The 19,705-nt window shown below is 64.6% G+C and carries 19 protein-coding genes and 2 tRNA genes; 5 read left to right on the top strand and 16 right to left on the bottom strand.

Annotated elements, in window-relative coordinates:
* Positions 1–84: 84 nt before the first annotated feature.
* The 3 genes from ASE69_RS10225 to ASE69_RS10215 form a co-directional block, all read right to left on the bottom strand.
* Positions 85–1,065 carry an MBL fold metallo-hydrolase gene (locus ASE69_RS10225; RefSeq protein WP_056485980.1) on the bottom strand — a complete coding sequence of 327 codons (981 nt, stop codon included), beginning with the start codon at positions 1,063–1,065 and terminating at the stop codon, positions 85–87.
* 38 nt (positions 1,066–1,103) lie between these two features.
* A complete protein-coding gene (locus ASE69_RS10220) occupies positions 1,104–3,026 on the bottom strand; it encodes a S9 family peptidase (RefSeq protein WP_056485976.1) in 1,923 nt (640 codons plus the stop codon).
* 210 nt (positions 3,027–3,236) lie between these two features.
* Positions 3,237–3,668, bottom strand: coding sequence for a hypothetical protein (locus ASE69_RS10215; protein WP_056485973.1), 432 nt, complete (start codon positions 3,666–3,668; stop codon positions 3,237–3,239).
* A gap of 330 nt (positions 3,669–3,998) precedes the next feature.
* Here ASE69_RS10215 and ASE69_RS10210 point away from each other — a divergent pair, with 330 nt between their 5' ends.
* Positions 3,999–7,079: a TonB-dependent receptor domain-containing protein gene (locus ASE69_RS10210; RefSeq protein ID WP_056485970.1), complete on the top strand. Its 3,081-nt coding sequence runs from the start codon at positions 3,999–4,001 to the stop codon at positions 7,077–7,079.
* A gap of 200 nt (positions 7,080–7,279) precedes the next feature.
* Here the strand turns inward: ASE69_RS10210 and ASE69_RS10205 are convergent, their stop codons facing one another.
* The gene (locus tag ASE69_RS10205) at positions 7,280–8,374 is read right to left on the bottom strand and encodes a hypothetical protein (protein ID WP_235518488.1); all 1,095 of its coding nucleotides are present in this window, start codon (positions 8,372–8,374) and stop codon (positions 7,280–7,282) included.
* Positions 8,375–8,503: 129 nt separating this feature from the next.
* Here ASE69_RS10205 and ASE69_RS10200 point away from each other — a divergent pair, with 129 nt between their 5' ends.
* Both ASE69_RS10200 and ASE69_RS10195 read left to right on the top strand, forming a co-directional pair.
* The gene (locus ASE69_RS10200) at positions 8,504–8,764 is read left to right on the top strand and encodes a hypothetical protein (RefSeq protein WP_056485967.1); all 261 of its coding nucleotides are present in this window, start codon (positions 8,504–8,506) and stop codon (positions 8,762–8,764) included.
* Between the two features lie 18 nt (positions 8,765–8,782).
* Positions 8,783–10,072, top strand: coding sequence for an aspartyl/asparaginyl beta-hydroxylase domain-containing protein (locus ASE69_RS10195; protein ID WP_156362291.1), 1,290 nt, complete (start codon positions 8,783–8,785; stop codon positions 10,070–10,072).
* 34 nt (positions 10,073–10,106) lie between these two features.
* On the opposite strand, the gene ASE69_RS10190 is transcribed toward ASE69_RS10195, so the two are convergent.
* The 3 genes from ASE69_RS10190 to ASE69_RS10180 all read right to left on the bottom strand — a co-directional run bounded on the left by ASE69_RS10190 (position 10,107) and on the right by ASE69_RS10180 (position 12,783).
* Positions 10,107–11,240, bottom strand: coding sequence for an aspartyl/asparaginyl beta-hydroxylase domain-containing protein (locus ASE69_RS10190; RefSeq protein WP_156362290.1), 1,134 nt, complete (start codon positions 11,238–11,240; stop codon positions 10,107–10,109).
* Between the two features lie 306 nt (positions 11,241–11,546).
* Positions 11,547–11,621 (bottom strand) — tRNA-Gln (locus ASE69_RS10185).
* 52 nt (positions 11,622–11,673) lie between these two features.
* Positions 11,674–12,783, bottom strand: a complete 1,110-nt coding sequence (locus tag ASE69_RS10180; RefSeq protein ID WP_056485961.1) for a branched-chain amino acid aminotransferase — start codon at positions 12,781–12,783, stop codon at positions 11,674–11,676.
* Between the two features lie 41 nt (positions 12,784–12,824).
* On the opposite strand from ASE69_RS10180, the gene ASE69_RS10175 reads away from it, so the two are divergent.
* A complete protein-coding gene (locus tag ASE69_RS10175) occupies positions 12,825–13,331 on the top strand; it encodes a MarR family transcriptional regulator (RefSeq protein ID WP_056485958.1) in 507 nt (168 codons plus the stop codon).
* Positions 13,332–13,461: 130 nt separating this feature from the next.
* Positions 13,462–13,535 (top strand) — tRNA-Gly (locus ASE69_RS10170).
* Positions 13,536–13,580: 45 nt separating this feature from the next.
* On the opposite strand, the gene ASE69_RS10165 is transcribed toward ASE69_RS10170, so the two are convergent.
* The 9 genes from ASE69_RS10165 to ASE69_RS10130 form a co-directional block, all read right to left on the bottom strand.
* Entirely contained in the window at positions 13,581–14,570 is a 990-nt protein-coding gene (locus ASE69_RS10165; protein ID WP_056485955.1) for a sensor domain-containing diguanylate cyclase, read from the bottom strand.
* Entirely contained in the window at positions 14,563–14,802 is a 240-nt protein-coding gene (locus tag ASE69_RS10160; RefSeq protein ID WP_133018988.1) for a hypothetical protein, read from the bottom strand. Before ASE69_RS10160 ends, ASE69_RS10165 begins: the two co-directional genes overlap by 8 nt.
* A gap of 236 nt (positions 14,803–15,038) precedes the next feature.
* Positions 15,039–15,182 (bottom strand): hypothetical protein, encoded by a 144-nt coding sequence (locus ASE69_RS22575; protein WP_200924158.1) that lies wholly within the window; start codon positions 15,180–15,182, stop codon positions 15,039–15,041.
* Between the two features lie 18 nt (positions 15,183–15,200).
* On the bottom strand, positions 15,201–15,383 hold the full coding sequence (locus ASE69_RS10155; RefSeq protein ID WP_056485951.1) for a hypothetical protein: 183 nt from the start codon (positions 15,381–15,383) through the stop codon (positions 15,201–15,203).
* A gap of 183 nt (positions 15,384–15,566) precedes the next feature.
* Positions 15,567–15,812, bottom strand: coding sequence for a response regulator transcription factor (locus tag ASE69_RS10150; RefSeq protein WP_268795501.1), 246 nt, complete (start codon positions 15,810–15,812; stop codon positions 15,567–15,569).
* A 162-nt stretch (positions 15,813–15,974) separates the two neighbouring features.
* The gene (locus ASE69_RS10145) at positions 15,975–16,697 is read right to left on the bottom strand and encodes a PAS domain-containing protein (protein ID WP_056485945.1); all 723 of its coding nucleotides are present in this window, start codon (positions 16,695–16,697) and stop codon (positions 15,975–15,977) included.
* Between the two features lie 283 nt (positions 16,698–16,980).
* Positions 16,981–17,844: an aquaporin Z gene (aqpZ, locus tag ASE69_RS10140; RefSeq protein WP_082453060.1), complete on the bottom strand. Its 864-nt coding sequence runs from the start codon at positions 17,842–17,844 to the stop codon at positions 16,981–16,983.
* Positions 17,845–17,957: 113 nt separating this feature from the next.
* Positions 17,958–18,242 carry a CsbD family protein gene (locus ASE69_RS10135; RefSeq protein ID WP_056485942.1) on the bottom strand — a complete coding sequence of 95 codons (285 nt, stop codon included), beginning with the start codon at positions 18,240–18,242 and terminating at the stop codon, positions 17,958–17,960.
* 33 nt (positions 18,243–18,275) lie between these two features.
* A complete protein-coding gene (locus tag ASE69_RS10130) occupies positions 18,276–19,679 on the bottom strand; it encodes a mechanosensitive ion channel (protein WP_056485937.1) in 1,404 nt (467 codons plus the stop codon).
* Positions 19,680–19,705: the final 26 nt, after the last annotated feature.

Here is a 19,705-nt window from a genome sequence, read left to right as displayed (position 1 = left end):
TGTCATCGGTGGATAACGTTTGGACCGTTCGATGGGCTCACATGAGCGGCGAATTTCTCGGTTTCTCGGTTCGGCTCTCGTCGATCAGCGGAAATCGAAGACGCCGCCGGGTGGTGCCGCGACAAACTTCTGGCGGGGTATCGCCGCTGCGTCCAGCGCTTCGGCCAGCGCGATTTGCGGCGCGTCGCGGGCCTCGTCGGTCAGCTGGAACGTGCCCCAATGGATGCCGAGCGCCTGTTTCGCGTCGACCTCGCCGAAGATCCGTACCGCTTCGGCCGGATCGACATGCTGCCCGGCCATGAACCAGCGCGGGGCGTAGGCGCCGATCGGGATCAGCGCGACGTCGGGCGCGCCGAGACGCTCGCGGATCTGGCCGAAGATCGCGCCATTGCCGTACGCGGTATCGCCCGCAAACCAGATCGCACCGGCGGGTGTGTCGAGCCAGTGCCCTGCCCATAAAGCCATCCGGACGTCGCTCGGCCAGCGGTTCGCCCAGTGATAGGCGGGCGTGATCGTAGTGGTGATGCCGTCGCCCATCGGCAGGCGATCCCACCAGTCGCCAACGACGCACCGGGCGTCGGGCACCGCGGCACGCAGGATCGTATCGTTGCCGAGCGGCAGCACGAACAGGGGCGTATGAGCCACCTGGAGCCTGCGCAAAGTGGCGACGTCGAAATGATCGTAATGGCAATGGCTGATGAGGACGACGTTGATCGGCGGCAGGTCGTCGAAGGCGATACCGGGCGCCGCCACGCGCTTTGGCCCGGCGAACGAGACGGGGCTCGCGCGCTCCGACCAGATCGGGTCGGTCAGGATGTTGAGCCCGGCCACCTGGATCAGCATCGAGGCGTGCCCGATCATCGTGACGCGGATCCCGTCGACGCGCGCGTCGGGATTGGCCGGCGTGACCGGCACCGAGCGCGGCCATTTGGCGACGCCGGGCGCCAGCTTCCACCGCAGCACGTCTTTCAGGCCGCGGTCGGTCGGCGCCTGCCCCGGATTGAAAAACCGGAGACCATCGAAATGGTCGGACGGGGGGCCCTGGTAATAACGGTTCTTCGGCATGCGCCTGCCTAGCCCGAAGCCCCCCGGCCGCCCAGACGCTACTTCGCGTTCTTCACGTATTTGTCGAACCAAGCGATCGACCGCTGCCGGACATCCGCGGACTGTTCGGGGGCCGTCACGCAGTGGCCCGCGTCGGGATAGATCACGAGGCTGACGGGGACGTTGCGATCCTTCAGCGCGTGCCACCATTCGATCGACTGGGTCGGCGGCACCTCGATATCGCGCTCGCCGACATAGATGAACGTCGGCGTCCGCGCGGTCTTCGCGTGATAGATAGCGGAGACGTCCTCATACGCCTTCATGTCGTCGTACATCGACTTGCCGAAGAACGGCAGCAGCCACTGGTCGATGCCGTTGGTGCCGTAATAGCTGACCCAGTTCGACAGGCCGGCGCCGGCGACGATGCCCTTGAAGCGGTTGGTCTGCGTGTTGGCCCACATCGCCATGAACCCGCCATAGCTGCACCCGCCGAGGCCGAGGCGCTTGTCGTCGACCGGCGCGACGCGCTCGACCGCATCGACGCCGGCGAGCACGTCGCGCAAGTCGCCGCCGCCAAAGTCACGCTTGTTCGCGGCGGTGAATGCCTCGCCCTGGCCGTAGCTGCCGCGGGGATTGGGTAGGAAGACGTAATAGCCCGCCTTGACCAAAGCGGCATTGAGCGAGGTCGGATAGAGATAGCCGGGCGTCGAGGCCGCCGATGGGCCGCCGTGGACGATCGTGATCATCGGCGCCTTGCCGGTTGGTGCGATGCCCGAGGTGGGGCGGGGCGCGAGGAGCCAGCCCTGGACGTCGAAGCCCTCGTTCTTCCAGCTGATGCTCCGTGCAGCGGCGAGCGCCGGCATCGCGTCGTTGTCGTGCGTGATCTGCTTCACGCCCGCGTCCCGGGAGCCGAGCGGACCTGCGTAGATGGCTGGTGCGTGCTCGTAATCCTGGACCACGGCGGCGGCGATCCGTCCGTCCGCTGAGAACACCGCGCGGCCGTCGCCTGCGCTCGAGCTTGCCGGCTTGGCAAAGCCCGGCACGACCGGCTGGTCGGGAGTAAGCGTGCCGAACTGCATCTGGTCGCCGGCCAGCGTCACCGTGCGCAGGCCGCCGCGGGTCCAGGCGATCGTCGTCACCGTCGACTTGGCGCCGGCGGTGACGTTGCGCGGCGTGCCGCCCTCCAGCCCGACCGTGAAGACGTCGCCGCCGATCGAGCCGAAATCGCTCATCAGGCCACCCACATAGGCGACGGTGCGGCCATCCGGGGACACACGCGGCTGGTTGATTTGCGTCGTCGGCTTGGCGATCGATCGGACCGCGCCGGTCTGCGCGTCGATCGCGTCGAGCGTCGCCACCCACCAGTTGTTGTCGCCATTGCCGAGCGCGGTCGTCGCGACGAACCCGCGGCCATCGGGCGTCCAGTCATATTCGTAGACGTAACGCCCTGCAGGCGAGAGCGGCGTCACCGTCGTCGTGGCCTTGGCGATGTCGAACACGGCGAGGCGTTGCTCATCGCTCTTCTCGCCGATCTCGCCGATCATCCGGACGCCGGCCTGCGTCGCGCCGGACTCCTTGGCGGCGCCGAGCGTCACCAGCAGCGCGATCCGCTTGCCGTCGGGCGACACGCGCGGAGTCTGCGCGATACCGGCGATGGTCGCGACGGTGCGCGTCGCGTTGGCATCTGCATAGGTCAGCCGGACGTTGCCTGCCGCGGTGTCGCGGACCAGGAACACCAGGTCGCCATTGGGCGCGAAGGTCAGCCCCGCATAGCTGCACGTCGCGCACGGATCGATCGTCCGCAGCACGCGCCCGTCGGCGACGTTGCGGAGGGTTATGACACCATGCGCGCCGCTGCTCTCGACGGTCGCGGTGCGATCGCCCGCGGGAGACAGCGCGAGCCCACCATATTGGTGAGGCGTCTGCGCGGACGCATGCGCGGCGGTCGCGAGGAGAAGGGCGGCGGTGACGGTAAGACGCATCGGGGGCTCCGGCAGGACAGCGGTTGCCCCTGCTTAACGCGTGGCGGTCCTGCGGCAAGCCGGTGTCGCGACTACGCCGGCCAAAGACCTCGCACCGCGACCGCCAGGCATCCGTAGCGGGCCGAAATCGTCCGTGATCGCGGGTTCGTACCTGCTAGCTCGGGCAGTGAAATCCACGAGACGCGCTTAAGCCTATTTTTGCCCCAGTCACTAGCGCTGACGCTTCACCAAAACCGGTCGTTCGCCGTCGATCAACGCTTTAAACCCGCCGAAACCAGACTGCTTGATGATGACCGCGGTGCCGGGACGCGGTGCGAGCGTCAAAGGCTCGATTGTCTCCCACGCCGTATTGTTGGCCAGCTGGATTAAGTAACGCGCGTAACTTGACGCCCTTACACCGGTGATCGTCGTCTTCACCTCGGTAACCCTTGTAAGCCGGTCGGCCTCGCCGCCGCCAAGGGGGTTTTTTGCCGCATCTGCGAGCCCGAATCGCTGCTGTTTACGCTCGACGACAGCTGCGCGGTCCAGCGCCAGCAAGCTGCCGGACTTGCGTGCGCTCGCGATCTCGCGAGCGGCTGCGTCGAAGCACGACAGCCGAGCAGCATCGGTCGCAACCTGCTGGCATTCGGCAAGCGCGTCCAATGTTCGCGACGAGGTCCGATCGGGGGCGGCGGTTGCCGGTGCACCGCAGGAGACGCCCGCCAGAGCGAGGAGTGCAAACGGAACGCAATAAGCACGCAAATCACGCATTGGACTACCTCGAGACGAATAAAGGAAAGAATCTATCGGCCGACACCGGCGGGGGACACTATGTTGCGCTTATGTCACGCTAATGTCGCAAACGGAACTCAAAAGGTCCGAATCGACGATATTCATTGCGGTGCGGTAATAGCGATCGATACACCCCTCCCAGAGCCGGTTCTTTTTCCGGGGGCAAATGCACGGCGATACGCCGGCAACAAGGGGGCTAATATGACATCTGCTGCTCGTGCACACCTGCTTGCGACCACGCTGCTCATGGGAGCGGCGACGCTTGCCACGCCAGCGTTCGCGCAAGTCCAGGGTGACAATTCGGGGATTCGCGCTGGGGGCGCGACCGCGACCCAAGCAACCACGCCGGGCGCAAACGCTCAGGGCGAGGTCGGCATGACGACGTCCGAAGCGGCGCCGACCACCGAGAACAGCCAGGGCGACATCGTCGTCACCGGCTCGCTAATCAAGAATCCGGCGCTGATCGCTTCGTCGCCTGTTCAGGTAATTGGCCAAGAGGAAATTAAGCTCCGCCAGTCGAACACCGCCGAGGACGTTCTTCGCACGTTGCCGGGCGCGGTGCCGAGCATCGGTTCTGCCGTGAACAACGGCAATGGCGGCGCATCGTACGTCGACCTTCGCGGTCTCGGCTCGACTCGCAACGTCGTACTGCTCGACGGCAACCGACTGGCACCATCGGGCCTCGCCGGCCGCGTTGATCTGAACAACATTCCACTGGCGCTGGTCGAGCGCGTCGATGCGCTGACCGGTGGTGCTGCAACCACCTATGGCGCTGATGCCGTTGCCGGTGTCGTCAACTTCGTCACCCGTTCGGATTTCTCGGGTATCGACGCGTCGGTGTCGAACCAGATCACCGGGCGTGGCGATGGTGCGTATTTCCGTGGCGACATCACGATCGGCGCGAACTTCGACGACGGTCGCGGCAACGCGGTGTTCTCCGTCGGCTATCAGCAGTCCGACCCGGTCTATCAGGGCGAGCGGCCCTACTCGATCCAGAACTATGATTCGTTCTCGGGCGGCACCAGTGGTTCGGGCACGACGACCCCGTCGGTCTTCACGCTTGGAGGCCGTCGCCAGATTAACCCGACGACGGGTGGGCTGACGACGGCAGTGGTGCCGTTCAACTTCAACCCGTACAACATTTTTCAAACGCCGTTCGAGCGCTTCAATATGTACGGCGCGGGCCATTACGACGTCTCGGACAATATCGAGGTCTACACGCGCGGGCTGTTCTCGAAGAACACCGTCCAGACGGTTGTCGCACCGTCGGGCGTATTTGGCTCGTCAGTGGTGATCCCGCTGTCGAACCCGTACCTGCCTGCAGCGGCGCGCGCACAATTTTGCACCGCGGCCGGCATCACGGCCGCCCAGTGCACCGCCGCAGCAGCGGCGACCAGCGTCACGGATCCCAACTTCCGCACGATCACGACCAACCTGTCGCGCCGTACGACCGAAGCTGGTCCGCGTATCTCGAACTTCCAGACCACCATCTTCGACTATCGCGCAGGCGTGAAGGTCGGCATTACCGACGGTATCAAGCTTGACGTGTCGGGCGGGTATGGCGAATCGGAGAATACGCAGACCCTGCAGGGCTATGTCCTGACGTCCCGCGTACGTTCGGCGCTTTACGCGACCAACACCACGACCTGCCTTGGCGGCGCTCCGAACGGTGCAGCGCTCACGGCCGGATCGGGCTGCGTTCCGTTGAACGTGTTCGGTGCCGATGGTTCGATCGCTGCAAACCAGATCCCGTACATCACGGGTGAGAGCACCACGACGATCCGTACGTCGCTGGCCCAGGCTCGTGCAGTCCTGAACGGCGACTTCGGCTTCGCTTCGCCGTTCGCAACGGACTCGATCGGCTTCGCGGCCGGTGGCGAGTATCGCAAATATCGTGCGTCGCAGCGTTCCGACACGCTGGCGCAGACTTCGGGCGAGCTTGGTGGCGCCGGTGGCGCCGCGCCGAACATCGACGGCGGCTATGAAGTTACCGAAGGCTTTGGCGAACTCATCGCGCCGTTGGTTCAGGATCGTCCGTTCTTCCAGAGCCTGACGCTCGAGGCCGGCGTACGCTACTCCCACTACAAGGTGTTCACGGCGGCTGCGCCGACCTTCAATACGACCACCTACAAGGCTGGCGGCAGCTGGGAGCCGGCGACGGGCCTGAAGTTCCGTGGCATGTACCAGCGTGCGGTTCGCGCACCGAACATCAGCGAGTTGTTTGCGCCGCTCGTCTCGGGCCTGACCAATCTGTCGACTGATCCGTGCGCTTCGTTCAATGACAAGGGTGAGCGCATTGCCCCAACTCCAGCGGGTAATCTGGCCGCAATCTGCTTGGCTCAGGGTGCACCTGCGTCGCAGCTTGGCTTGATCCAGACTCCGACGTCCGGACAGGCTGTTGCTACCGGTGGTGGCAACCCGAACGTTGGCCCTGAAAAGTCGGACAGCATCACCGCGGGTATCGTGTTCCAGCCGACGCAGTTCATTCGTGGCCTCTCGATCACGGTCGACTACTACAACATCAAGGTGAAGCGGGCGATTACCAACCCGACCCCCGGTGATATCATCAATGCATGCTTTATCACTGCCCCGAGCGCGTCCAGCACCGCATGCACGTCGATCCGTCGTGAGCCAGTGACGGGTGCGTTGTCGGGCGACCAGTCGGTCTTCACGGGTCTTCCACAGCCCTTGTCGAACCTGGGCAAGATCAAGACCGACGGTATCGATCTCGGCGTCAACTACCGCACGCCACTGTTCCAGGACGTCAAGCTCGCGCTGTCGTTCCAGGGCAACTACACGCACGATTCGAAGTTCCAGGCCACGCCAACTTCACTCAACCGTGAGTGCACCGGCTATTATTCGGTGAACTGCGCATCGATCCAGCCGAAGTTCTCGTGGAATTCGCGCGCGACCTTCTCGTTCTTCAACAACGTCGACCTCTCTGTGCTTTGGCGCCACGTCGACAAGGTGCGATACGAGCCAGTAGCAATTACCTCGGCAGCCACGACACCCTTCTCGGGCACGCTCACCGGCGGGCAGCTTGCAGGCGATACTTACAATTTTGGCAAGATCCCGAGCTACGATTACATTGATCTGTCTACTCGGATCGGTGTGGCCGAGAACTTCGACTTCACCATCACGGTGCAGAACTTGTTCGACAAGAAGCCACCGATCGTTGGTTCGACTGTTGGTTCGACCCTGTACAACAGCGGCAACACCTATCCGTCGACGTACGACGCTCTGGGCCGTCGCTTTGCGGTCGGGGCACGACTGCACTTCTAGGATCTCGACGATCCGATCTCGGGGCGGCTCTTCGGAGTCGCCCTTTTTTTTGCCCGTGGGGGACGTGAATGGGGTCGCAACCTTCGTGCCGCGCGGGGCCGGCTGGTTGGCGCGAAGGAAGACGCTGCGTCTCAGTTTGACATGACGGGGTACGCAGGATCCCAGCCATCGGCGGCGTGAAGCTCCGCTTGGCTTTGTGCTCAGTCGAGCAGCGGCGCGGGTGGATCGAGTGCTACGCCGGCCCCGCGGGCGACCGCTTCGGCCCAGACCAGCACCTTGTCGATTTCCTCGGCGTGGAATGCCGCACCGTCGATCTGTTCTCGCGTGCGGTCGGCAGCACGGTACGCCTTGCCGTCCTTGGCGTTGCGCCCGAACGCCTCGCTTGCCGCCAACGCGTCGATTGTCGCGGGATCGTCGGCCAAGCCGAACAGGGTACAGAGCGCGGCCAGCGCCGGGCGGGGCGTGGCGAGCAGCGTCTCGCTCTGCAACGATCGCACGCGTCCCGGAAACCGCGTCGCGAGCCCGGCGAACAGGTCGGCCTGTGCGATCCAGCCGACCGCCGCGACCTGCAGGTCGGTCAGCCTGAAATAATCCTCGGGCGCGAAGCCAAGGTCGACCATGCCGTCCGCCAGCTGTTTGGCAAGCAGCTCGCGTACCCACAAACGCCCCCACATGCCCTTGCGCGCGATCGACGTAAGAAAGACCCGCAGTGGCGCGTACAGGAGCACCGCGTGTGCCTCTGGACGAAGCGTCATCATCGTCGGAGCCAGTGCATTGACCACGTTGGACGGCTTCACGATCACCGCCTCGCCCGGCACGAATGCGCGCGACAGCAGCGTGAGTGCGCTGTCGAGCCGGTCGGCGACCTGTGCCGGGTTGCCGCCGCGGTGGCGCCAGCCGACAAGGTCGTTGAGAATCAGCGGTTCCTTCAGCGTCGACGCAAGTCCCGCACGGTCGAGAACCTGCGCGAGCAGGGTCGAACAGCAATAGGCCGAGTGGAAGATGAAATGAACCGGATCGATCCGCGGGATCATGGCGGTCGCCTGCTGGCGGGGGACCACGACCGGCGCTGCCGCAGTCGGCAGGAATTCATCGGTCAGGAACGTCGCAGCATTCCGCATGGCGCGGTCCGCGGCGATCAGGTGAACTGCGTCGTGACCGGGATCGTAGCGATGCGCGAGCCATTGCGGGTCGGTAATGCGAGCCGCGGGCGCGGGCGTGAGGGCGGACCCGGTAGCGGCGCCAGCGCCAAAGCCGGTATTGGTGGTGGAGGGATATCGCGCCGGGATGGTCATGCAATCGGGATCGCATATCACGGCGCCGATCGCCACCAGCCAGGACGCTACCATGCTATTTTGCGATTGTGCCCGCCGGTGAATACGGCATGATACGGCAACGAACGCGGTGCTCCGGGAGGTTGTGCGATGATGAAGCGGATTGCGATTAGTCTGGCGACGATTGTCATTGCGACATCCTCTGTGTTCGCGCAGCAACCCGAACCGTCGGCGCCGGCGAAGGCGGTTGCCAAGCCGGAGCGGCCGATCTGCAAACGCTCCGCACCGTCAGGCTCGCTGGTCGAGACCCGGCGCGAATGCCATACGCGTGCCGAATGGAACCGGCTCGCCCAGGAGGGGCGCGCGGCGGGCCAGGACGTGGTGGATCGCGCTGCGATGGGCGGTCAATAAGCGCGCTTGGCGATCGGCGTGAGCAGTCAACTGGCACAACGGGTCGACGCGCTGCTGCGTGACGGCGACCAGGCACACCGGTCGGGCGATGCCGCGCGGTCGGGGGCGGCGTACCGGGAGATCCTGACGATCTCACCCGATCATCCCGTCGCGCTCAACGCGCTGGGGATGGCCGCGCTGGGGCGGGACGACCAGGCCGCCGCCGAGTATTTCGCGCGTGCAGCAAATGCCGATCCCGCCGCCGCGCCGCTGTGGATGAACCTGGCGAGTGCGCACCGCGGGTTGGGCGATGCGACGGCGGAGCGGACCGCGCTGGAGCGCGCGCTGGCGCTCGACCAGCGCAACCTGATGGCGAACGTGCGCCTTGCCGAACTGCACGACCGGACCGGCGATGCGGCGCAGGCGGCGTTCCGCTGGGGCGGGGTGGCGACGATCGTCCAATCGATGGCGGACCGATCGCCGCCGCTCGATCAATTGCTGGCGCGGGCGTCGGACCGGATCGCCTTCCACGCGCGCGCGCTGTCGGACGATGTCGATGCCGCTATGCAGCCATTGCGGGCGGGCGCTAGCCCTGCACAGCGCCGCCGGTTCGATGCCTGCGTCGATGCGATGTTGGGGCGTCGGACGATCTACGCACCCGCGCCGCACGGGATGCATTTCCCGTTCCTCCCGGCCGACGAGTTCTTCGCGCGCGAACACTTCGCCTGGCTGGCCGAGTTCGAGGCGGCGACACCCGTCATTCTCGCCGAACTGAAGGCGTTGCTCGCCGAACCGTCGGCGGGCTTCACGCCCTACGTGACGATGCCGCTCGGGACGCCGGCCAATCTGTGGAGTCCGCTCGATCGCTCGGACCAGTGGAGCGCACGCTATCTGTGGCGCTACGGTGTCCGCGACGACGCAGTCTGCGCGCGGTGTCCGCAGACCGCGGCGATCCTCGATGCGTTGCCGCTGGCGGATATTCCCGGCCGCGCACCGACCGCATTCTTTTCGGTCCTCAAGCCCGGCACGCATTTGCCGCCGCACACCGGGGTCAGCAATATTCGATCGGTCGTGCACCTGCCGCTGATCGTGCCCGACAAATGCGGTTTCCGCGTCGGGGGAGAGGCCCGCGAATGGCGCATCGGCGAGGCGTTCGTGTTCGACGATACGATCGAGCACGAGGCCTGGAACGACAGTGACACGATCCGGGCCGTCCTGATCGTCGATGTCTGGAATCCCCATCTGACGCCTGACGAGACGACCATGCTGCGCCGCCTGTTCGGTTCTCTCGGCAACAAGCTCGGCAATAGCGGAGACGTTGCCGACTGAAGCCGGGGCCGACGGGCTGCCCGCAGGGATCTGCTCAGCCCGTGTCGATCGCTGCGCCCTGATAGGTGTCGATGGCCTCGAAGATGTCTGTCAGCGCGGCGCGTTCGTTGGCGGTCAGTTCGGGCCGCCAAACCTCGAACAGCAGGACGATCCGGGTTTCCGTGCCGCGGTTCCACGCCTCATGCTCGAACGAATCGTCGAAGATCAGCATCTCGCCGGCTCGCCACGCGCGCGTTTCCGCGCCGACCCGCAGCGCGCATCCTTCGGGTGAGATCAGCGGCAGATGACAGATCAGTCGCGTGTTGAGCATCCCGTGATGCGGTCGAATGTGCGTGCCAGGCTTCAGCAGCGAAAAGATGGCCATCGGCGAGCGGCCCGCGATGATCGGGATCGGTGCTTGCTCGAGTGCGGCCATGGTATGCGGACAGGACGATGCGTTGGGTTCCACGCGCTCGCCCCCGCGCCACAAATGGAACGCGCTCCAGCTTGGATCGTCGAGCAACGGGTTGGCCGGCGCTGGCCGGTCTGGCGTCGACTGGACATAGGGCGCAAAGCCCTTCTCGGCCGCGACGACGCTTTCCAGCTCGGCACGCATATCTGCGGTCGCGGCCTCCATGGCTGCAACCCACGCGAACTCGTCGCGCTCGAAGAACGCACGCTGCGCAAGCCCGGGAAAATAGAACATCGAAGGCTGTTGCAGATACAGTTCGCGCCGTCCGAGCAGCAGGTCGAGCGCGTACCGCGTACGCCCTCCTGATACGCCAGCGGCAAGACCAGTCCCCGCCAGCGCATCGCCGAGATGTGCGGCAAACCGTTTCGCGCAATCCGCCAGGAACGCTTCACCGGCCTTCAGCATCGGCATCAGGACGGGCGCTATCGTGGCATTCGGCAGCGTGGCGACGTTCAGCGCGGTGCAATAAAAGGATTGCGCCGCGCGCTCGTCGCCGCGTCGGACCTTCAGCGCGGCCATCGTCAACAGCGCAGCCAGGTGGCGTGGTTCTGCTGCCAGGAAATGCACCAGCGCGGTTTCCGCCTCGTCGTCGCGGCCGAGCGACTGCGCGGCTTGTGCGATCAGGAACCACGGCGCGGGCATGCCCGGTGCCCCGTCGCGTAGAAGGGACAGCATTTCATAGGCGCGTGCCGCGTTACCGTTGCGGAGCGCGGCCATCCCGTCGCGCGCGAGAGTTTCTGCTTGAGGCCGGGTGAGTTGCATTCCTCCAGCGTAACGATGTGGAAGCGGATGCCAAGTGCGCGGGGCTCGCCTGGCCTAGGCGGGGCAGCTCTACCGGGGGAATGCGACGTGACGGCCCCGATAGGCGTCGCTCCAGATCGCCAAAAAATGTGACCGCGGCGATAAACTAGCTGGACCGAAGCCAAGGCGGTGATCAGTCCGCGAAGATGCGATTGCGACACTCGACTGGCTGATGGTCGCACATCGCCGACAATTACAGCAGATCGAGAATTAGGTAAGACTTGGCTGGGGCGGCAGGGTTCGAACCTGCGCATGGCGGCATCAAAAGCCGCTGCCTTACCACTTGGCGACGCCCCAACAGAGGCGGCCTTATAGCGGGGCAGCGGCGCGTGAAAAGCCCTTGCGGACGTCAATCCGCGAGATGGTGCAGCCAGTTGTTCTCGTCCGGCGCGGTGCCACGCTGGATCGACACGAGCGCGTCGCGCATCCGCATCGTTAGCGCACCCGGAGCGCCATCACCGATCGTGAAGCGGCCCTCGGGACTGGCGACGGTGCCGATCGGCGTGACCACGGCTGCGGTGCCGCAGGCGAACGCCTCGACCAGCCGGCCGCTGGCGGCGTCTGCGCGCCACTGCTCGATCGTGTAGCCTTCCTCGCGGACAGTAATGCCGTTCGCGCGGGCGAGCGTCAGGATCGAGTCGCGGGTGATGCCGGGCAGGATCGTGCCGGTGAGGGCAGGGGTCGCCATGCTGCCGTCGTCGAACACGAAGAAGATGTTCATGCCGCCGAGTTCCTCGACCCAGCGCCGCTCGGCCGCATCGAGGAAGACCACTTGGTCACAGCCGTTGCGGATCGCCTCGGACTGCGCGAGCAGGCTGGCGGCGTAGTTGCCGCCGCACTTGGCCGCGCCAGTGCCGCCCTGAGCAGCGCGCGTGTATTGCTGGCTGACCCAGATCGACACGGTGGGGGCGCCGCCCTTGAAGTAGGCGCCGACCGAAGAGGCGAGCACCATGTAGAGATATTCGGCGGACGGCTTCACGCCGAGGAACACTTCGCTCGCGAACATGAATGGGCGCAGATACAGCGCGCCGCCATCGCTCTCCGGGATCCAGGTCGCATCGGTTTTCACGAGGCGCTCGACCGACTCGAGGAACAGCTCGGTCGGCAGCTCGGGCATCGCGAGGCGCCGTGCCGAATCCTGGAAACGGCGGGCATTCGCCTCGGGGCGGAACAGCGCGGTGCCGCCATTAGCGAGTCGATACGCCTTCATCCCCTCGAAGATCTCCTGCGCGTAATGCAACACCGACGAGGCCGGATCGATCGTCAGCGGCGCGCGCGCGGTGATCCGCGCGTCATGCCAGCCCTCGGTCTCGCTGTAGCGGATCATCGCCATGTGATCGGTAAAGACCCGTCCGAATCCGGGATCGATCAGTCGCTTCGCCCGCTCGTTCGCCTCGACCGGAGTCGCGTTCGGCTCATGGCGGAAGGCGGAAGACGGCGTAAAAGCTGGAACGGACATCGAAAATCTCTCTCGTTGCGGGTTGCCGACGACTACGGGCGATGTCTAAACCGGTCAACATGCCTGCCACTCCGTCTTCTGCTTCACCCCTGTTCCTTCGCGAACCCGAACTCCGCCGCGGCATGGAGCTGCTGTACTTCGGTTATAGCCACCTGACACGGTCGATCGACCAGGGTCTTGCCGAAGAGGGGCTGGGCCGCGCGCACCACCGAGCGCTGTATTTCATCGCGCGAAAGCCCGACATGACGGTGAGCGAGCTGCTGTCGCTGCTGGCGATCACCAAGCAGTCGCTGGGCCGCGTGCTGAACGAACTCGCCGACCGCAAGCTGGTCGAGACGCGGCCGGGCGAACGCGACCGGCGGCAGCGGCTGCTGCGGTTGACGGCCGAGGGCTCGAAGATGGAGCGCGAACTGTTCGAGGCCGCGCGAGTCCGTATGGCGGACGCATATGCGAGCGCGGGGCAAAGCGCGGTATCGGGGTTCTGGGCGGTGCTCGAAGGGCTGGTGCCGGAGGCGGACCGTTCGCAAGTGTTCGGCCTGCGCGGCTAGTCGATCCTCCTGAGGGCAGGTCGGTTCACGCCGGACGATTTGGCGTTGACGTCGCTGCAAGGACTGTGGCACTCGGCCGCTCATCGAGAGCCGGTGCAAGACCCGGACCGACAGGCGTAGATCGCCGTTAGCGGGTGTAGCTCAATGGTAGAGCTTTTGCTTCCCAAGCAAGTGACGAGGGTTCGATTCCCTTCACCCGCTCCACGTTTTCGCGGAAGTCCCGAATGTCGCCGTTCCGCGTCCGCCGTTCTACATCGGCTCCGCGAGTTGCGTACGGTTCCTGCCGCCGGATTTCGCTGCGTAGAGCATCGTGTCGGCACGTTCGAGCCAGGCGGTTAGCGTGTTGAAGGATGCGGACAGCTCAGCGACGCCGAAGCTCGCGGTTACGTGGATCGTACCGCCGCCATGGAGCGTCATCGGATGTTCGGCGATGGTATTCCGAAGTCGCTCCGCGACGACGAGGGCTGCCGCGCCGCTGGTTTCCGGCATCAGGAGGGCGAATTCCTCGCCGCCGAGACGACCGAACAGGTCGCAAGGGCGCAGCGTCGTTTCGGCAAGGCTGGCGATCTGCTTCAGGACCTGATCGCCGATCGAGTGGCCGTAAGTATCGTTCACCCGCTTGAAATGGTCGACGTCGATCATGATCAGCGAACTTGCCCGCCCGTAGCGAAGCGTGCGCTCCATTTCGCGTTGCGCCTGATCGACGAAGCCACGCCGGGTCAGTGCGCCGGTAAGATGATCGACCTGTGCGATCAGCCGCAGTTCGAGTTCGTCGCAAACGATGTTGGCGAAATTGCTCAGGATGGCGATGTCTGCAGGGCTGAACCGTCTGGGCCGGGTATCCATCGCGCACAGCGCCCCGACATTGTATCCTTCGGGCGTGCGCAGGGGGATGCCCGCATAGCTCCTCACATAGGGTGGACCGACGACGAGCGGACTTTCGGCGAACCTCGGGTCGGCCAGGGCGTTTTCGATGATCAACGGGTCGCGTTGCTGGATCGTATGCGTGCAGAAAGATACCGCGCGGGGCGTTTCGCTCTGCTCCATGCCGCGCCGCGCCTTGAACCATTGCCGATCGCGATCGACGAGCGTCACGGTCGCCACGGGTACCGCGAGCACCGTGCGGACGAGCGTGACGATCTTTTCGAACGGCTCTTCGACCGCGGTGTCGAGCACGTCGAGGCGACGCAAGGCTGCGACCCGGCCATCGTCGTCGTCGAGCAGCAGGGCGTTATCCATGATCCGGTGCCTTCATCATCGCGCGGATTGCTACGGTGAGATCGTCGGCATAGCTGTCGACCAGCGTGCGGATGCTCGCATCGACGACGTCCTCGCCCAGTCCCGCCGCCCTCAGGCTGACGATTAGTTCGGCAAGATGTGCCTGGTGGCGCTGTACGCTCGCCAACAACTCCGCGGGGATCTCGAGCGGTTCCGCCACGCTGGGGGTAGGCTGAAGTTGATCGATGCGCACGTTCGGCCTCTCATTGCAGCACCGAGTCTTTACAGCCGAACGGTTAACAGAGCTCAAACGCGCGTGTTCGACACTCTCGACGATTCCCGGCTCCAGATAAAAAGATGCCCTGCCGGATCGAGGATCGGCAGGGCATTCCGAGGTTTCACCGTCCGTCGCGAATATCGCCGGATGTTCGTGCGAGCACTGAAAGTCCTGGCGAACGTCGATTCAAATTACGGAGGGTACCATGTCCGTTACTTCTTCTTGCCGCTCTCACCCGAGGCGCTCGAGACGACCGTTCCAGCGGACTTCACATCCTTGCCGACGCCGTTAACCGTGTGACATCCCGTCAGCGCCAGGCCTGCAGCAAGTAGTGCCAGTGCGAATACGTTCTTCATACTTGGTCTCTCTCATGTTCAGTGTTTGAGGTGGATGGTGCCGGTCCGACGAGTGCGGCCGACCGCCGGTGAAGTTTTCGTGATACGAGCGGCCTTGGCGTCGACGTCAGCCTCGGACGGGGTTGCCCCGGTGAGCTTGAAGATCGCCTCCGCAACCGAGACTCTGGCCTTGTCGGCAAAATCACCGGTATCATCACTCATGAGCACCCATTCTCCATCCGGGTCTGGTCAAGTCCCGTGATTTAACGTGATCCGAATGACGGCAACAGATCGGGTTGTATCAACCCGATAGTATTTTCGACATCTCGCACGGATACTGTCGGACAGGCGGCACCTGCTTGGTTCGATCAATATCAGCGGCGTCATCGATCAGGCCAATGCCGATCAGGGCTGTAGCGTCACGACCGGGACGGGGCTTGGCAGCAGCGTCTTGCGATCGGCCCCATCGCCGAACCCGCGGGCACGCGCCCAGGCCGCCGCGGCCACCCTGCGATTGACGCCGATCTTGCTGTAGACGCGCGCGACATGGTTGCGAACGGTGTTGCCGCTGACGTTCAATGTGCGCGCCATCGTCTTGTCGTCCATGCCCTCGCAAATCAGCGCCAACACGTCGCGTTCGCGCGCGGTCAGATCGTTCAGGCCCGATGTGACGGCCTCGCGCGGGGGTTCGGACTGCAGCGCAAGATTGTCCAGAATGGCGTGGCTGAGCCATTTGGATTCCGAGATCGTCGCCTCGATCGCGGCGGCCAGATTGCGCTCGTCGATCCGACGATTGGTGACGTCCTGAAAGGTCTAGAGCGCGTAGGCCTTGTCGGCGATCATGATCGTGGCTTCGGAAATCCGGCATTCGAGACGCTGCCCGCACTTGGTGCGGACGAAGCCGGATGAAATTCCTGATGGCCAGATCTCGATGTCGTCGGTCGATCGACCGGACAGGTCACTCCGCGAATACCCGATGAGAGAACAGAAACTGTCATTCGCGACGGTCACGAAATTGTCGGCCGGATCGACGATCATCATGCAGGCCGTCGACGTCGCGAACGCGGTTTCGACGCTTGTTCGGAGTTGATCGTAATGGCGTTCGGTCTGCTGCCATGCTTCGATATCCGTCAGCGTAAACAGCATGCACGGCTGGCCGGCGACGGTGACGGGCTGGCCGGTAACGATCACGGGCCGGCTTGTGCCGTCAGGCATCGCCAGGCTCGTCCGCGTCTGCGGGATCGTCTGCGCGTTGACGAGCGCGCGCTTCACCGCCGCGTAGTTCGCGACGCCCTCGAGGATGTTGCGCTCGTACATAGAGCGTCTCAGCCAATCCTCGTCCGCGCTATCGGTAAGCGCGAGGAAACTACGATTGACCATGACGTAGCGCAGATCACGCAAGCCGCAGACGATGGCGGGGGCGGGGTGCGACTCGATCGAGCATTCGAGCCGCGTCATGCGATCTGGCGCATGCCACACGGTGCTCGCGAGCGTATGGTGGGGCCGTGTGAAGATATCCAGGCAGTCGTTCGTCATGGTCGTTCCTCGTCGTCACGAAGATACGCTTTAGTTGATCGATAGATGGAGGCAAAAATTCGTCATGCCAGGAGCGCCCCATTTTGATACTAGATAGACCTGTATATTGGTGGGCAATCTGTATGACAGATAAGCCGAAAGGTCAGGGTTAGTTACTTAAGTCGATATTGACGGTATTAACTACGATATTATCTCAGACCGGTTCTTGTATTGCTGCTTCAGGTGTCGTGTTGTTGTTGACCAGGTGAACTACTGCTTCCCATTCTGGCGGCTGCCGAACTGATTATCCTTCACGCGGCGCAGTATTGCGGTCATCGCCGACCATCAGTTCGACCGGGGTATCGCCGATCGGGCCAGGTGATTGATCTTCGTCGGTATGCGCGAACAGCCAGCGACCGAGAAGGCCAGCTACCGCGGCGCCGCTCAGCGGTGCGATCCAGAACAGCCAGAGCTGCGACAGCGCCCACCCGCCGACGAACAGAGCGGGACCCGTGCTGCGCGCCGGGTTCACCGACGTGTTGTCGATCGGGATCGAGATGAGATGGATCAGCGTCAACGCGAGACCGATCGACAACGGCGCGAACGCTGCCGGGGAACGCTCGTCGGTCGCGCCGAGGATTACCGTCAGGAAACCGGCGGTCAGCAGCGCCTCGGAAAGGAACGCGGTTGCCGCGCCGTATCCGCCCGGCGAATGCACGCCGTAGCCGTTCGCGGCGAACCCGCTGGCGACTAGGTCGAACCCTGCGGTCCCCGATGCCAGTGCAGCGAGCGCCGCGCTGCCCAATATGCCGCCGATGACCTGCGCGATGACATAGCCCGGCAAGTCGCGAGCGGGAAAGCGGCCGGCGACCGTCAAGCCGACGCTGACGGCCGGATTGAAGTGGCCACCTGAGATGAAGCCGACGGCAAACGCCATCGTGAAGACGGTAAGGCCGAACGCCAGTGCCACCCCAGCCATGCCGATCGTGCCGGGGACGCCCGTGCCCGCGGCAAGGACCGCAGCACCGCAACCACCCAGGACCAGCCAGAACGTGCCGATGACTTCGGCGGCCAGCCGTCGCGCGGTAGCGATACGGCGGGGTCGGGCTGCCTGATCAGCGGACGTGCCGATGGTCGACGCGCGCTGGAGGTGTGGACTGTCGGCCATGTCTTTGTGCCTAACATGGGCACCTCGATGAGCGCCCGTCGGTCTTTGGGGTGGCGGGCAGGGCACAGCGATCGCTGCCCCACCCGCCGTTGGGAAGCGGCGTCTCTGGCGGTTTACTTCCCGCGCAGGGTGTTGATGACCGCGATCCCGAGCACGCCGGCCACGGCGGCTGCGGTGAAGGGGCGCTCCTTCGAGAACTGGCGGACATAGTCGAGCAGCGGGCGGATGTTGTCCTCGACGACATCCTTGGCCTGGCCGACGGTCTTCTGGATCGTGCCGCCAAGCTGGTCCGCGGCGCCTTCGCTCTGCAGCGACGTGTCGCCGATCGCGCCGCCAAGCGTTTCCTTGAGCTTGCCGCCGACGTTGGTGGCTGCGCCGTTGAGGGTATCGGTGTTCATGAGAGTCTCCTTTGATTATTTAGGGAAGGACGGTCAGATCTGGGTGCGGTCGGAAAGGTCCCGCACGTCGCCGCGGTCGTCCTGACGGGCGAAATTGCCGTCCGACTGACGATCCATCCCTGAGGAGGGCGTCGTACGGTCGCCATCGATGGCCGGGGTGGTGCGGTCATCGGTCGACTTGGCACCGTCGAGCATCCGCTTCACGGCATTCCCGGCCGCATCGCGACCACCCAGGCCGAACGCCAGGGCAAAGGCGACGGCGATCGCACCGAGCAGCAACCCGAACGCCAGGTTGATGATGTCGTCGGCCAGACCCATGAACCGCAGGCCGATCGCCGTGCCGAGCACGATGATCGCGATCCGCACGACAGGGGCGGCAACGCGCGTGCCCTGGTCGCCGTTACGCTCGATCGCGTGCGCCACGAAGCGGGCGATGACGACCGATGCAAAGATGATGATCGCCCCGAACACGACCTGCCCGAACAGCGTCAGCACCTCGGCCATGATCTGCGAGCCATAGGCGAAGCTCAGTTGGCGGAACGCTTCCATCAAGCCGAAGATCAGGATCGCGACGAATGCGCCGGTGCCGACCGTCTTCGATGGCACGAACGACTGGCCTGTGGCGCCGAGTTCGCGGTTTTCCGTGTTGCCGAAGATGCCGATCGACCCGATCGTCCGGTCGAAGCCGGTCGTTGCCAGGAACTGGGTCAACAGACGCGACGCGAATTTGGCGATGACATAGGCCACGGCGAGGATCATGCCGGCGGCGATGACGTGCGGGATAGCGTCGAGGATGATGCGCAGCATGGCGGTTGCCGGCTGCGAGATCGCCGCGATGTTGAGCGTGTCGAGCGCCGCGATCGAGACCGGGATGATGATCAGCGCGAACACGATGCCGCCGATGGTACGCGGCAACATCGTCGGGTCGGTCGGCGTGGTCGCGCCGACATGCGTCGAGAAGCGCTCGACATGGCTGGCCGTGATGACCGCCTCGACCGCCTTCTTGGCGACCTTGGCGAGGACATAGCCGAGGAAGAAGATCAGCGCGGCACCGATGATCCGCGGGATGGCCGTGCCGAAGCCCTGCAGCATGTCGCCGAGTGGGCCGGTTGCCCCGGCCAGACCCAGTGGCTGCGTCGCGAGGAACAGCGCGATCAGGAGGACCACCCAATAGGCAGCATCACCGACCTGCGCGCCGATGGTGGTCGGGTTGCGCGGGTTTGCGTTCGGCTCGTTCGCGTGGATCGCGAGCGGCGTCTTGTTGACGAGCTTGGCGACGCCCCACTTCACGGCCCGGGCGATCGCCCAGCCGATGACGAGGATGATCAGCGCCGCGATGATCCGGGGTGTCCAGATCTCGACATAGCTCCAGGCTTGCGCCCCGAAATCGCGGGTGTTCGATACGACCGTATCGCCCGCATAGGTTACGTCTTGCATGTGTGTGTCCCTTGAAACCCTCTACG

It is taken from the genome of Sphingomonas sp. Leaf208 (assembly GCF_001421415.1).
Taxonomy (GTDB): domain Bacteria; phylum Pseudomonadota; class Alphaproteobacteria; order Sphingomonadales; family Sphingomonadaceae; genus Sphingomonas.
The sequence above is the reverse complement of the archived record's forward strand: the minus strand, read 5'-3'. Positions and strand labels throughout refer to the sequence as shown.

Coding starts and splice junctions, on each gene's coding strand:
- aqpZ (WP_082453060.1), bottom strand. CDS start 17,844: ATGGCCGACAGTCCACACCTCCAGCGCGCGTCGACCATCGGCACGTCC.
- ASE69_RS10225 (WP_056485980.1), bottom strand. CDS start 1,065: ATGCCGAAGAACCGTTATTACCAGGGCCCCCCGTCCGACCATTTCGAT.
- ASE69_RS10165 (WP_056485955.1), bottom strand. CDS start 14,570: ATGGATAACGCCCTGCTGCTCGACGACGACGATGGCCGGGTCGCAGCC.
- ASE69_RS10155 (WP_056485951.1), bottom strand. CDS start 15,383: ATGAGTGATGATACCGGTGATTTTGCCGACAAGGCCAGAGTCTCGGTT.
- ASE69_RS10175 (WP_056485958.1), top strand. CDS start 12,825: ATGTCTAAACCGGTCAACATGCCTGCCACTCCGTCTTCTGCTTCACCC.
- ASE69_RS10130 (WP_056485937.1), bottom strand. CDS start 19,679: ATGCAAGACGTAACCTATGCGGGCGATACGGTCGTATCGAACACCCGC.
- ASE69_RS10200 (WP_056485967.1), top strand. CDS start 8,504: ATGATGAAGCGGATTGCGATTAGTCTGGCGACGATTGTCATTGCGACA.
- ASE69_RS10190 (WP_156362290.1), bottom strand. CDS start 11,240: ATGGCCGCGCTCCGCAACGGTAACGCGGCACGCGCCTATGAAATGCTG.
- ASE69_RS10180 (WP_056485961.1), bottom strand. CDS start 12,783: ATGTCCGTTCCAGCTTTTACGCCGTCTTCCGCCTTCCGCCATGAGCCG.
- ASE69_RS10135 (WP_056485942.1), bottom strand. CDS start 18,242: ATGAACACCGATACCCTCAACGGCGCAGCCACCAACGTCGGCGGCAAG.
- ASE69_RS10205 (WP_235518488.1), bottom strand. CDS start 8,374: ATGACCATCCCGGCGCGATATCCCTCCACCACCAATACCGGCTTTGGC.
- ASE69_RS10210 (WP_056485970.1), top strand. CDS start 3,999: ATGACATCTGCTGCTCGTGCACACCTGCTTGCGACCACGCTGCTCATG.
- ASE69_RS10145 (WP_056485945.1), bottom strand. CDS start 16,697: ATGACGAACGACTGCCTGGATATCTTCACACGGCCCCACCATACGCTC.
- ASE69_RS22575 (WP_200924158.1), bottom strand. CDS start 15,182: ATGAAGAACGTATTCGCACTGGCACTACTTGCTGCAGGCCTGGCGCTG.
- ASE69_RS10220 (WP_056485976.1), bottom strand. CDS start 3,026: ATGCGTCTTACCGTCACCGCCGCCCTTCTCCTCGCGACCGCCGCGCAT.